Genomic DNA, 13,190 nt, shown 5'->3' with positions numbered 1-13,190 from the left:
CCCGCCGGCGCGCTGCGCCCGGCCCCGCTCGCCGTTCCCGTGACGCGCCTCGCCGGCGCGCGCGCCGTCAGCCAATGAAGATCCTGTGCCACTCCCCGCATCAGGAAGCCAGTGCGTGGCGCGACGAAATCGCGCAGGCGCTGCCGGAAGCCGAACTGCGCGCGTGGCAGCCGGGCGACACGGCCGCCGCCGACTACGCGCTCGTCTGGCGCGCGCCGCGTGAATTTTTCGCCCCGCGCGACGGCCTGCGCGCGATCTTCAATCTCGGCGCCGGCGTCGACGCGCTGCTCGCGCTCGAGCACGCGCATCCGGGCACGCTGCCGCCGCACGTGCCGCTCGTGCGGCTGGAAGATTCGGGCATGGCGCAGCAGATGGTCGAATACGTGACGCACGCGGTGCTGCGCTACCTGCGCCGCTTCGACGAATACGAGGTGCTGCAGCGCGAGCGCCGCTGGCAGCCGCTCGAACCGCATGCGCGCACCCGCTTCACCGTCGCCGTGCTCGGCCTCGGCGTACTCGGCGCGCAGGTCGCGCGCGCACTCGCCGCGCTCGGCCTGCCCGTACGCGGCTACAGCCGCAGCGCGAAGCAGCTCGACGGCGTCACGACCTTCGCCGGCGACGGCGCGTTCGACGCGTGCATCGACGGTGCGAAGGTGCTCGTCAACCTGCTGCCGAGCACGCCCGACACCGACGGCATCCTGTCGTCGCGCACCTTCGCGCGGCTCGCGCCCGGCGCGTATGTCGTCAACGTCGCACGCGGCGCGCACCTGGTCGAAGCCGACCTGCTCGACGCGCTCTCGAGCGGCCAGGTAGCCGCCGCGACGCTCGACGTGTTCCATCGCGAGCCGCTGCCGGAAGACCATCCGTTCTGGCACGCGCCGCGCATCACGATCACGCCGCACAGCTCGGCCGAGACGCTTCGCGACGAAGCCATCGCGCAGATCGCCGGCAAGATCCGCGCCCTGGAGCGCGGCGAGCGCGTCGGCGGCATCGTCGACTACGCACGCGGCTACTGAACCTACAAGCAAACCAGGAGACAACCATGACGTTCCCCACCGCCGTCAAGATCGTCGAAGTCGGCCCGCGCGACGGGCTGCAGAACGAGAAGACCTTCGTGCCGACCGACGTGAAGATCGCGCTCGTCGACCGGCTGTCGCACGCCGGCTTCCGCAACGTCGAGGCCGCGTCGTTCGTGTCGCCGAAATGGGTGCCGCAGATGGCCGACGGCGCCGACGTGATGGCCGGCATCGAGCGCCGCGCGGGCACCGTCTACTCGGTGCTCACGCCGAACCTGAAGGGCTTCGAGAATGCAGTCGCCGCACGCGCAGACGAGGTCGTGATCTTCGGTGCGGCGAGCGAGGCGTTCTCGCAGCGGAACATCAACTGCAGCATCGCCGAGAGCATCGCGCGCTTCGAGCCGGTCGCGAAGGCGGCGAAGGATGCGGGCCTGCGGCTGCGCGGCAGCGTGTCGTGCACGCTCGGCTGCCCGTACCAGGGCGACGTGCCGGTCGCGTCGGTCGTCGACGTCGTCGAGCGCTTCGCGGCGCTCGGCTGCGACGAGATCGACATCGCCGATACGATCGGCGTCGGCACGCCGAAGCGCACGCGCGAAGTGCTCGCGGCCGTCACGCGCGTGTTCCCGCGTGAACGCCTGTCGGGCCACTTTCACGACACCTACGGCCAGGCGCTCGCGAACATCTACGCGGCGCTGTTCGAAGGGATCGAGATCTTCCACGCGTCGGTCGCGGGCCTCGGCGGCTGCCCGTACGCGAAGGGTGCAACCGGCAACGTCGCGACCGAGGACGTGCTGTACCTGATGCAGGGCCTCGGCATCGACACCGGCATCGATCTGGCGGAGGTCGTCGCCGCCGGCGACTTCATCTCGAACGCGATCGGCCGCGCGAACGTGTCGCGCGCCGGTCGCGCACTGCTCGCCAAGGCGCAGAGCGCGGCCGATGCCGCAAACTGCGTGTGACCCCGGTATTCCACGGATTCCTCAACATGACGACACCTGCTTCATTCGATTCCCTCCCCGATTCCGCGCGACGCGTCGCGCTGCTGCTGCGCGAGCGCGGCCATGCGAAAGGCATCGTGATGCTCGCCGAAACCGGCAAGACGTCGGCCGAGGCCGCGGCCGGGCTCGGCTGCTCGGTCGCGCAGATCGCGAAGTCGATCCTGTTTCGCCGCCAGTCGGACGGTGCGCCGGTGCTCGTGGTCGCGAGCGGCGTGAACCGCGTCGACGAGAAAAAGGTTGCCGCGCAGGTCGGCGCGGTCGGCCGCGCGGACGCGAAGTTCGTGCGCGACAACACCGGCTATGCGATCGGCGGCGTCTGCCCTATCGGCCACCTCGTCGAACCCGTCATGCTGATCGACGCCGACCTGCTCGAGCTCGACAGCCTGTGGGCGGCCGCCGGCCATCCGCACGCGGTGTTCAACCTGTCGCCGAGCGAACTCGTATCGCTGACGGGTGCGCCGGTCGCGGACGTCGCGTTGCGGGAGCCCGCATGAGCGACGTGCCGGTGACGGTGACGGTCGGCACGGTCGCGTCGCCGTGCACCGACGTCTGCCGGATCGATCCGCGCACCGACTGGTGCGCGGGTTGCCTGCGTACGCGCGACGAGATCAAGGGGTGGCGTGCGTCGGACGACGACGCGAGGCGCGCGTTGCTCGCGCGGCTCGATGCGCGGCGGCGTCTGATTGCGCGGAGCGGCGCATAAAAAAAAGCCGTTCAGCCTGACGGGCGAACGGCATGAGATCGGAATCCTGTGAACGTGATCAACGTCACAGCCCGCATCATACGAGCGACGCGGCCGCATCGCATCGGGTGTTTCCCTACAACTTCTTACAGCGTATTCCACGCGTGCGTGCGCATGGATTTTGCTCGCCATGTCCGCACCCTCTGCCCGCAATGCGCGTTCCTGAAATATGCATTCGATGAACCGCTGCGCGATGCCGCAGCGGCGCCGAATCGTACGACCGTTTCAGTTGCCGACGGCCGCGCGACGCGCGGGCACGATGCGCCAGCCGAGATTCACGCCGGCCGCCGCGAGCAGGATCAGCAGCGCGCCGACCACCTGCGTCCACGCGAGCGTCTGCCCGAACGCGACGTGATCGACGACGATCGCGACGACCGGATAGACGAACGACAGCGCGCCGGTCATCGCGGTCGGCAGCTTCTGGATCGCGCCGTACAGCAGCACATACATCAGACCCGTGTTTACGACGCCGAGCACGACGAGGTCGAGCCACTGCCCGGCGCTCGTCGGCAACGTGCCGAAGTGTGCGAACGGCGCGAGCAGCAGGACACCGAGGCCGGCCTGGAGCAGCGCAAGCAGATGCGGCGGCGTGCCCTTCAGGTGCTTCGTGACGATCGACGAGATCGCATACAGGAACGCGGCGCCGAGCGACAGCGCGACGCCTTCCAGATATTCGCCCGGCACCGCCAGCACGGCCGGCTCGACACGCACCACGGCGACGAGCCCGACGAAGGCGAGCGCGAGCCACGCGACCGTCGACGCGGTGATCCGCTCGCGGAACACGATCGCGCCGAGCGCGACGAGCATGAACGGCTGCGTGTTGTAGACGGCGGTCGCCATCGAGATCGACGCACGCGAGTAGGCGGCGAACAGCAGCAGCCAGTTCGCGACGATCGCGACGCTGCCGAGCGTCGCCAGCGCGAGCATCCGCGGCGAGAACAGCGCGCGACGCAGGAAGCCGAACGCCGCGCAGACGATCGCGAGCGTCGCGGCGCCGAACAGGCAGCGGAAGAACACGACGTTCGTCAGCGGCTGCTGCGACGACATCACGAGCCAGCCGATCGTGCCGGACATCATCATCGCGACGACCATTTCGGCGGCGCCGCGGCGAATTTCATTCGAAGCCATCGTGAACTCCGTTCAGAAGAGTGGATGACTTCGATTCTAGAAACTTGCTTTCGCGGCAACCACGGCTAAACTGAAGTGAATCGACCGATTCACCTTCGAAAGCAAAGCGATCATGCCGAAACGCCTTTCTCCGCCTGCCGTCGCGTCGCTCGACGCGACCGACCGCGCGATCCTCGCGGCGCTGGCCGACGACGCGCGCATCGCGACCAGCGAACTCGCCCGGCAGATCGGGCTGTCGGCGCCCGCGACCGCCGACCGCGTGCGGCGGCTCGAGGCACAAGGCGTGATTGCCGCGTTCACCGTCGAGCTCGACCCGCGTGCGCTCGGCTACACGCTGCAGGCGATCGTCCGCGTCAAGCCGCTGCCCGGCCAACTGCATCTCGTCGAAGAGATGCTGCGGCGGATTCCTGAATTCGTGGAGTGCGACAAGGTCACCGGCGACGACTGCTTCATCTGCCGGCTCTACCTGCGCACGATCGCGCACCTCGACGACATCCTGTCGAAAGTGACGGAGCGCGCCGAGACGAGCACCGCTATCGTGAAATCGACGCCGGTGCCGCGCCGGCTGCCGCCGCTCGTCGAGGACGACGGCGCGCACCGCTGAGCAGCGGGTACGCGAGCGCCCTCACGCAGCCGCGTCGCGCGCCTCGAAGAACGCCAACAGTTCGTCGATCAGCGCGACGGGCGCCTCTTCCGGAATGTAATGCCCGCACTCGAGCGCGCGGCCGCTGACGTCGCGCGCCACGCGGCGCCATTCCTCGAGCGGATCGAAGCAGCGGCCGACGATCCCGTGCTCGCCCCACAGCACGCGCAACGGGCACGCGACCTTGTTGCCGCGCTCGAGATCCGCACGGTCGTGCTCGAGATCGATCGTCGCGGACGCGCGGTAGTCCTCGCACATTGCATGCACGGCGCCCGGCTGCGCGAGCGCGGCCCGGTATGCGGCGAGCGCTTCGGGCGCGAACGGCGCGAGCCCGGCGGACCGGTTGCCCATCACGCGCTCGATGTACGCATCGGTATGCGCGCCGACCAGCATCTCGGGCAGCGGCTCCGGCTGGATCAGGAAGAACCAGTGGAAATACGCGGTCGCGAACGCGCGATCGGTTTTCTCGTACATCGCGAGCGTCGGCGCGATGTCGAGCAGCATCATCCGCTCAACGGCGTCCGCGTGATCGAGCGCGAGCCGGTGCGCGACCCGCGCGCCGCGATCGTGCGCGCACACATGGAAGTGCTCGAAGCCGAAATGCCGCATCACGGCGACCTGGTCGGCCGCCATCGCCCGTTTCGAATACGGCGCATGCTGCGCGTCGCTCGGCGGCTTGCCCGACGCGCCGTAACCGCGCAGGTCGGTGGCAATCACCGTGAAATGATTCGCGAGCGTCGCGGCAACGCGATGCCAGATCATGTGGGTTTGCGGATGTCCGTGCAGCAACAGGAGCGGCGGACCCGCGCCTCCTTTGACACCGAAGATGTCGGTGTCCTGCACCGTCACGCGAAACGGTGCAAACGCCTCAAACGACATGGTTTGTTTCTCGTTGGTTTGTTATGGCGGCTATTTTAGGAGCGCTTGCGCATCTACACAGCGGGGCAGCAGCCAGAATCCGTAGAAAGAGAACACTCACTCGATTGCCGGCACACCGCGCATTTTGTTAAGCTCGCGTAGAATCGCACGATCGTTCGTATTAATAAGAACGACCTCGTTTCGCAGCTACACTCGAATCACCGTTCGACCGTAAAGCTTGGCGTCGGCGCGACCGCGCGACCGCCCCTGGAGACTGGAGACATCACATGGCATTGCCCACCGTCCTGCAGAACCTGACGCTGCCCGTCATCGCGTCGCCGATGTTCATCGTCAGCTACCCCGAACTCGTGCTCGCGCAATGCAAGGCGGGCATCGTCGGTTCGTTCCCCGCGCTCAACGCCCGTCCGGCAGAACTGCTCGACGAGTGGCTCACGCAGATCCAGTCCGAGCTCGCCGACCACCACGCAAAAAATCCCGACGCGGTGATCGGCCCGATCGCGGTCAACCAGATCGTCCATCAGTCGAATGCGCGGCTCGAGCACGACGTGCGCGTGTGCGTCGAGCACAAGGTGCCGATCTTCATCACGAGCCTGCGCGCACCGGCGCGCGAGATCGTCGACGCGGTGCACAGCTACGGCGGCATCGTGCTGCACGACGTGATCAACCTGCGTCACGCGCAGAAGGCGCTCGAAGCCGGTGTCGACGGGCTGATCCTCGTCGCGGCCGGCGCAGGCGGCCACGCGGGCACGACGTCGCCGTTCGCGCTCGTCGGCGAAGTCCGCAAGATCTTCGACGGCCCGATCGTGCTGTCCGGCGCGATCGCGAACGGCGGCTCGATCCTCGCGGCGCAGGCGATGGGCGCCGACTTCGCGTACATGGGCACGCGCTTCATCGCGACGCAGGAAGCGCATGCGATCGACGACTACAAGCACGCGATCGTGAACGCGAAATCGTCGGACATCATCTACACGAACCTCTTCACGGGCGTGCACGGCAACTACATCCGCGAGAGCATCGAGAAGGCCGGCCTCGATCCGGAGGCGCTGCCGGAATCCGACAAGACCAAGATGAATTTCGGCGGCGACAAGACGAAGGCGTGGAAGGACATCTGGGGTGCCGGCCAGGGCGTCGGCCTGATGGACGACCTGCCGAGCGTCGGCGCGCTCGTCGAGCGCCTGAAGCGCGAGTACGACGACGCGAAGGCGCGGCTCGGCATTCCGCGCTGACGAATGCGGCGGCCCTCACGGCTGCCGCCGGCGCGAATTCCGTCGGACAAAACAAAAAGCGCGAACCGCTGCGGTTCGCGCTTTTTTATTGACCCGCTGCCGCGGGAAAGACGACTCAGACCGCGCGCTTCATCCGCGTGATCGGCAGCACGCGCAGGCGCGATTCGATCGACGGGCACAGCGACTGCCCTTCGAAACGCGCCGCCAGGAAGTCGACGAACGAACGCACTTTCGCGGACACGTGACGACGGCTCGCATAGACCGCGTAGATCGGCGCCTCGTGCGGCGGCACCGCATCGAGCAGCACCGGCACGAGCCGGCCGGATTCGATGTCGTCGCCGACCACCTCGGTGCCGAGCAGCGCGATGCCCGCGCCCGCGAGCACGGCCGCGCGCAGCCCTTCGAGATGATTCACGATCAGGTTGCCGTTGAGGTTCACGCGCGACGCGGCGGCCGCGTCGATCACCAGCGAGTCGAGCATCGTCGAATTCGAGTCGCGCCGCAGGTAGTTGTGGTGCGCGAGATCGGCGATCGTCGCGGGCGTGCCGTGCTTCTCGAGATACTCGGGCGACGCGACCAGCAGGATGTGCGCGGTCGCGATCTGCCGCGCGACCAGCGACGACGATTTCAATCCGTTCGGCGCCGCACGCACCGCGACGTCGTAGCCTTCCTCGATCAGGTCGACCACGCGATCGGACAGCGTCATGTCGACGGTCACGTCCGGGAACCGGCCCGCATAATCGGTGACGGCCTGCATCACGTGCCGCAGCCCGAACGCCGATAGCGACGTGACGCGCAGCCTGCCTTGCGGCACCACGCTCGCGGCGCCGACGGCCTGCCCGGCTTCGTCGAGTTCAGACAGCGCCTGCACGAGGCGCTCATAGTATTCGCGTCCCGCCTCGGTAGGGGCGACGCGTCGTGTCGTGCGATGCAGCAGCCGCGCACCGAGCTGCTGCTCGAGATGCATCACGTGCTTGCTCGCCATCGCAGCCGACATCTGCATGCGTTCGGCCGCGCCGACGAAGCTGCCCACTTCGACGACGTAGCGAAACACATTCATGCTGACGAGGGTATCCATCGAACTAGCTCGTAATGACGGGGGAATGGTCCAATTACGAGATAGGGTAACAAAGGCGGGGAAACAGAAAGGTCAAGAAAGGCAAAACGGCGCCGCGGGGTCGCGGCGCCGTTTTGGCGGGAAAACATGCAGCCCGGACGCGCTTTTCACGCGCATCCGGCGCAGCGGTCGTGCGTGCGCGTCAGAACTTCGCGCGGATGCCGGCGCCGAACGTGTTGCCGGTCGACAGGCCGCTGATGTGGTCGTTCATGTACGCAGCGTAGACGTCCGTGCGCTTGGACAGCGGATAGTCGTAACCGACGGCCCAAGTCTGGCGCGTCTGGTCGAGGCCGCCCGAATCGCGCGAGTATGCGTACGACGCCATCGCGTTGCCGACGCCGAGCGGCACCGACACGCCGCCCTGCGCGGTGTTCACGTGCCAGCTGCCCGCGACCTGGTCATTCTTCGTATACATGTACTGGCCGAACAGCTTCACGTACTTCAGGTCGTAGGTCGCGCCGACTTGCGCGATGCCCTGGCTCTTCATGCCGGCCACCAGCGCGCTCAGGTCACGCGGGCCGTTGTTGAAGTTCACGTACTGGTAGACCGCGGTCGCCGCGAACGGGCCGTTCGCGTAGTTGAACTGCGCGCTCCACTTCTTCGAGCCGTTGTCGCCGGCCTGGTTGCCGAGCGCGTACATCGCGCCGAAATTCAGGCCACCGAACGACGGCGACGTGTACGACAGCGCGTTGTTCCAGCCCGAATCGCCAACGGCGCCCTGGTCGCTCGGGTAGGTCGGGAACGTGCCGAGGCCGAGGAACACGTGGTACACCATCGGCGAGAAGGTGTACGAGTCGTAGAACGGGTTGAACAGGATCGTCGACAGGAACAGGTGCGTCGTCAGGCGGCCGGCCGTCACCGTGCCGTACGGCGAATCGATGCCGACGTATGCGTTGCGTGCGAAGAACGTGTCACCCTGGAAGCGGCCGAACTGACCGTTCTGCGCGCGGAAGAAGCTTTCCAGCGTGAAGATCGCCTTGTAGCCGTTGCCGAGATCCTCGGCGCCGTGCAAACCCCAGTACGACGTCGACATCCCGCCGCCGCTCACGTTCCACGCGCGGTCGCCGCCCGGGAACTTGGTTGCGCCGACCCATTCGTCGACCTGACCGTAGAGCGACACGCTCGACTGTGCATGGACGGGAGCGGTAGCCGCCACGCAGGCAGCCGCGGCGATCAGCTTGACGGACGTGCGCGACGCACGGCGAGCGAATGCTTTCATTGGATCTCCAGATTTTGTCGAATTGTCGATAAGTGGCGCGAGCGTTGTTTTTTGGAGCCGAGTGCTTGCGTCGTATGGGGCGCAGCCATCTTTACGGATCATTCGTCCGGTCAAAATTGCGCACACTTATTGCTGGTATAGCGGCAGCATTAACTTCGCGGAATTGATACATGGCCGGGTACCCGCCGGCGGCCCGGCGTGAACGCGGTCGCGCGGCCGGACGGCAGCGTGGCACACGCGAGCCGGGCGCGAAAGATAGCGCAATGCGACGGGAAAATCAGCGGAAATCTGTGCGCGACTGTGGCGAATTCGCATCAGCCGGCGGAGGGACGAGCGCGCGGGCGCTCAGTTTCGGTAGAACGGGGAGAAAAACGGCGAGTGTGCAGGCTCTTCCTGCGAGCGGGGCGGCGGCATCGGACGTCCGCCGCGCTCCTCGTTGTAGCGTGCGACGTCGGCGCGGATCGACCCGGCGCGCAGCGGCACGTTGCCGCCGCCCGGCGGGCGCGGCACCTGGCGGACGTCGGCGCTGATCGGGCGATACGGGCTTTGCGCGGCGTAATGGCCATACGACGGCGTCGGCCGCAGCCCCCAGCGGGAGCCGTAGCCGTTCACGCCGCCGGCGCGCGCACCGGCAGGGGGCGCGACGCGGCGCCAGACAGGCGCGCCGCCGGCCGGCTGACCGTACGCGCGCATGTCGCCGCCACCGAAGCCGTGACCGCCGAACGCATGACCACCATGGGGCGGTTGCGCGAGCGCGAGCGGCATCAGCAGCGCGCCAAGCACGCCTGCCACCCATCGTCCGATCTTCCGTTTCACCCGTTCCGTCATCGTTCAGTGCCTGTCCATGCCCGGTGCCGGCCGCTTTTGGCCGACGCAAGGCTTTCAGCAGTAATTTATGAGCGGGCCGAAAGTGTGTCGAGCCAAAAAGTGTTATGTCGCCGGCATCGGTGTAACACCATGTTACTGCTAGGTTTTTTCACTTCTGCGGGCGACCGCGACAGAACATTCTTCTGCCGTTTTGCGCATGGCCGGGCCGGTGCCGTGAGCGTTGTTGCATGAGATTGGCTCATCAATCGATTCCCACAATGAATTTGTGTAGTGAATCGCCAACCGGGACAATGGCGCCATCCGCGCGCGCGACGCGCACCTCCGTCGTTTTCGAATCGAGTTCCCGATGGCCCGTCCCCGTTTTCTTCCCGACAACTTCACGCTCGCGCTCGTCGGCACCGTCGTGCTCGCGAGCCTCCTGCCGTGCCGCGGCCCGGCCGCCCACGCATTCAACTGGGCGACCAACATCGCCGTCGGCCTGCTGTTCTTCCTGCACGGCGCGAAGCTGTCGCGCGAAGCCGTCGTCGCGGGCGCAACCCACTGGCGGCTGCACGCGGTCGTGCTGCTCAGCACGTTCGCGCTGTTCCCGCTCCTCGGTCTCGCGCTGAAACCCGTGCTGCAGCCGCTCGTCACGCCGACGCTGTATGCGGGCGTGCTGTTCCTGTGCACGCTGCCGTCGACGGTCCAGTCGTCGATCGCGTTCACGTCGATCGCGAAGGGCAACGTGCCGGCCGCCGTGTGCGCGGCATCCGCGTCGAGCCTGCTCGGGATCTTCGTCACGCCGGCGCTCGTCGGGCTGATGATCACGTCGCAGTCGGCCGCCGCCGCGTCGCCGTGGAGCACCGTCGGCAGCATCGTGATGCAGCTGCTCGTGCCGTTCATCGCCGGCCAGCTGCTGCGGCCCGTGATCGGCGGCTGGATCGATCGCAACCGCGGCGTGCTGCGCTTCGTCGACCAGGGCTCGATCCTGCTCGTCGTCTACGTCGCCTTCAGCGAGGCCGTCAACGAAGGCCTGTGGCACCAGATCCCGCCGCGCGCACTCGGCGGCCTGCTCGTCGTCAACCTCGTGCTGCTCGCGATCGCGCTGTTGCTGACCGCGTTCGTCAGCAAGCGGCTCGGCTTCAACCGCGCCGACCAGATCACGATCATCTTCTGCGGATCGAAGAAGAGCCTCGCAGCCGGCGTGCCGATGGCGAAGGTGATCTTCTCGGCGAACGCGGTCGGCGCGATCGTGCTGCCGCTGATGCTGTTCCACCAGATCCAGCTGATGGCGTGCGCGGCGCTCGCGCAGCGGTGGGGCGCGCGCGACATGAGCGGCGAGCATGACGAGGGCGACGCGACATCGGCGCCCGGCGCACTGAGCGCGGGCAAACGCTGACGATCCGGGGGCGACGGGACGGCCATCGCGTGGTGCTGTCCCGGTGTTCTCGCCTTTCCGCCTTTCCGCCTTTCCGCCTTTCCGCCTTTCCGCCTTTCCGCCGCACCGCCGCACCGCCTCACCGCCTCACCGCCGCACCGCCCTTCCACGTGCGCACCGATGCGCCCCAGGCGCAATGCACCAGCAGCGCCCATCGCGTCACGAAATCTTCATTCAATTCTCCGCGAGCGATGCCGTTAAGTCGGGCGTCCTGTCGATTCGGCTGCCCTCGCCCATGCCCGCGCCCCACCCCGACTCCGCTGCCGCCAGCATCACGCGCCTGATCGCGGATCGCGCGCTCGCCGCCGTCTTCCAGCCGATCGTCGATCTCGGGTCGGGGACGGTCGTCGGATACGAGGGCCTGATACGCGGCCCAAGCGGCACCGACCTCGAACCGCCCGCCGCGCTGTTCGCGCAGGCCGCGCGCGAAGGCGAGACCCTCGCGCTCGAACAGGCGGCCGCGCTCACCTGCCTCGACGCGTTCGCGGCACTCGGCTGCGACGGCAAGCTGTTCCTCAACTTCAGCGCCGGGACGATCCTGAAGCTCGCCAGCGAACGCGAGCGCGTACGCCAGCTCCTCGTCCGCGCGCGGATCGCCGCGGAGCGCATCGTCATCGAGCTGACCGAGCAGAATGCGATTCCCGACGTCGCCCACATCGGGCCGGCCGTCGCGTCGCTGCGCGACGCCGGCATCCAGTTCGCGCTCGACGACTACGGCACCGCGAACGCGAGCATGAACCTGTGGCTGCGCCTGCATCCGGACGTCGTGAAGATCGACCGCTTCTTCATCCACGACATCGCCCGCGACCCGCTCAAGTTCGAAGCCGTGAAGGCGATGCAGCACTTCGCGCAGGCGAGCGGCGCGCAACTGATCGCGGAAGGCATCGAGAACGAATGCGACCTGATCGTCGTGCGGGACATGGGCATCTGTTGCGTACAGGGCTTCCTGCTCGGCCGGCCGAACGCGCAGCCGTCGCGGGTCGTCGCACCGGCCGCGCGTGACGCGATCCGCGCGCCGCACATCGCGGTGTTTCCCGGCGCGACGCGCTCGGTGCGGCCGGCCGGCACGATCGCCGGGAAGATGCTGGTGCCGGCGCCGGCGCTGCCGCGCGACGCGACCAGCAACGACGTGCTCGACCTGTTCAACCGGATGCCCGACCTGCATGCGGTCGCGCTCGTCGAACGCGGGCGACCCGTCGCGCTCGTGAATCGCCGCGGCTTCATCGACCGCTTCGCACTGCCGTACCACCGCGAGGTGTTCGGAAAGAAGCCGTGCCTGCAGTTCGCGAACGACGCGCCGCTGATGATCGACAACGCGACGACGTTCGAGCAGCTCGCGATGCTGCTCGCAAGCCACGACCAGCGCTATCTCGCGGACGGCTTCGTGATCACGGAACACGGCCGCTACGTCGGGCTCGGCACCGGCGAAAGCCTCGTGCGCGCAGTGACCGAGATGCGCATCGAGGCCGCGCGCTACGCGAATCCGCTGACGTTCCTGCCCGGCAACATTCCGATCAGCGCGCACATCGACCGCCTGCTCCAGCGCGACGCCGGCTTTCATGCGTGCTACGTCGACCTGAACCAGTTCAAGCCGTTCAACGACCAGTACGGCTACTGGCAGGGCGACGAGGTGCTGAAGTTCGCGGCGACGGTGCTGGCCGGCGTGTGCGACCCGCAGCGCGACTTTCTGGGACACGTCGGCGGCGACGATTTCCTCGTGCTGTTCCAGCGCGCCGACTGGCGCGAACGCGCCGCCGACGCGATCGCCCGCTTCAACGACGGCGCGCAGCTCTTCTACACGCAGGCCGACCGACAGGCGGGCGGGCTGCACGGCGAGGACCGCCACGGCAATCCGGCGTTCTTCGGCTTCGTGACGATGGCGATCGGCGCGGTCGGCGTGCCGGCCGGCGCGCACGGCGCGAAGCGCTACGGCAGCGACGAGATCGCGTCGGTCGCGGCGCTCGCGAAGCGGCGCGA

Annotated in this window: 13 protein-coding genes; 8 read left to right on the top strand and 5 right to left on the bottom strand. The window is 67.7% G+C overall.

Translation table 11 applies throughout. From position 1 onward, the window contains the following. Positions 1–74: 74 nt before the first annotated feature. Genes G3N93_RS21890 through G3N93_RS21875 form a run of 4 tightly spaced genes read left to right on the top strand, consistent with a single transcriptional unit; the run spans position 75 to position 2,717 of the window. Positions 75–1,016: a glyoxylate/hydroxypyruvate reductase A gene (locus G3N93_RS21890; RefSeq protein ID WP_206133937.1), complete on the top strand. Its 942-nt coding sequence runs from the start codon at positions 75–77 to the stop codon at positions 1,014–1,016. A gap of 26 nt (positions 1,017–1,042) precedes the next feature. After that, a complete protein-coding gene (locus tag G3N93_RS21885) occupies positions 1,043–1,975 on the top strand; it encodes a hydroxymethylglutaryl-CoA lyase (protein WP_174937621.1) in 933 nt (310 codons plus the stop codon). A gap of 26 nt (positions 1,976–2,001) precedes the next feature. Continuing rightward, a complete protein-coding gene (locus G3N93_RS21880; protein ID WP_174937619.1) occupies positions 2,002–2,508 on the top strand; it encodes a YbaK/EbsC family protein in 507 nt (168 codons plus the stop codon). Next, positions 2,505–2,717 (top strand): DUF1289 domain-containing protein, encoded by a 213-nt coding sequence (locus G3N93_RS21875; protein ID WP_046544280.1) that lies wholly within the window; start codon positions 2,505–2,507, stop codon positions 2,715–2,717. Before G3N93_RS21880 ends, G3N93_RS21875 begins: the two co-directional genes overlap by 4 nt. Before the next feature lie 264 nt (positions 2,718–2,981). On the opposite strand, the gene G3N93_RS21870 is transcribed toward G3N93_RS21875, so the two are convergent. Next, positions 2,982–3,884 (bottom strand): DMT family transporter, encoded by a 903-nt coding sequence (locus tag G3N93_RS21870; RefSeq protein ID WP_174937615.1) that lies wholly within the window; start codon positions 3,882–3,884, stop codon positions 2,982–2,984. A 112-nt stretch (positions 3,885–3,996) separates the two neighbouring features. Here G3N93_RS21870 and G3N93_RS21865 point away from each other — a divergent pair, with 112 nt between their 5' ends. Further along, positions 3,997–4,488: an Lrp/AsnC family transcriptional regulator gene (locus G3N93_RS21865; protein WP_011353413.1), complete on the top strand. Its 492-nt coding sequence runs from the start codon at positions 3,997–3,999 to the stop codon at positions 4,486–4,488. 21 nt (positions 4,489–4,509) lie between these two features. On the opposite strand, the gene G3N93_RS21860 is transcribed toward G3N93_RS21865, so the two are convergent. After that, positions 4,510–5,406, bottom strand: a complete 897-nt coding sequence (locus tag G3N93_RS21860; protein WP_174937613.1) for an alpha/beta fold hydrolase — start codon at positions 5,404–5,406, stop codon at positions 4,510–4,512. Between the two features lie 266 nt (positions 5,407–5,672). Between G3N93_RS21860 and G3N93_RS21855 the strand changes: the two genes are divergently transcribed. Then, positions 5,673–6,632: a nitronate monooxygenase family protein gene (locus G3N93_RS21855; RefSeq protein WP_174937611.1), complete on the top strand. Its 960-nt coding sequence runs from the start codon at positions 5,673–5,675 to the stop codon at positions 6,630–6,632. Between the two features lie 115 nt (positions 6,633–6,747). On the opposite strand, the gene G3N93_RS21850 is transcribed toward G3N93_RS21855, so the two are convergent. From G3N93_RS21850 to G3N93_RS21840, 3 genes are all read right to left on the bottom strand, one after another. Further along, positions 6,748–7,710, bottom strand: a complete 963-nt coding sequence (locus G3N93_RS21850; RefSeq protein WP_011353416.1) for a LysR family transcriptional regulator — start codon at positions 7,708–7,710, stop codon at positions 6,748–6,750. Positions 7,711–7,891: 181 nt separating this feature from the next. After that, positions 7,892–8,968 carry a porin gene (locus G3N93_RS21845; protein WP_011353417.1) on the bottom strand — a complete coding sequence of 359 codons (1,077 nt, stop codon included), beginning with the start codon at positions 8,966–8,968 and terminating at the stop codon, positions 7,892–7,894. 345 nt (positions 8,969–9,313) lie between these two features. Next, positions 9,314–9,796: a peptide-binding protein gene (locus tag G3N93_RS21840; protein ID WP_174937609.1), complete on the bottom strand. Its 483-nt coding sequence runs from the start codon at positions 9,794–9,796 to the stop codon at positions 9,314–9,316. Between the two features lie 346 nt (positions 9,797–10,142). Between G3N93_RS21840 and G3N93_RS21835 the strand changes: the two genes are divergently transcribed. After that, the gene (locus G3N93_RS21835; protein ID WP_011353419.1) at positions 10,143–11,174 is read left to right on the top strand and encodes a bile acid:sodium symporter family protein; all 1,032 of its coding nucleotides are present in this window, start codon (positions 10,143–10,145) and stop codon (positions 11,172–11,174) included. Positions 11,175–11,448: 274 nt separating this feature from the next. Next, positions 11,449–13,190: phosphodiesterase (locus G3N93_RS21830; RefSeq protein WP_206133936.1), on the top strand; the 1,742-nt coding region annotated here is incomplete at its 3' end.

Source organism: Burkholderia sp. Se-20378, assembly GCF_017104665.1.
GTDB lineage: Bacteria > Pseudomonadota > Gammaproteobacteria > Burkholderiales > Burkholderiaceae > Burkholderia > Burkholderia lata.
Note: the sequence above shows the minus strand (reverse complement) of the source record. Positions and strands in the feature narration are given on the sequence as shown.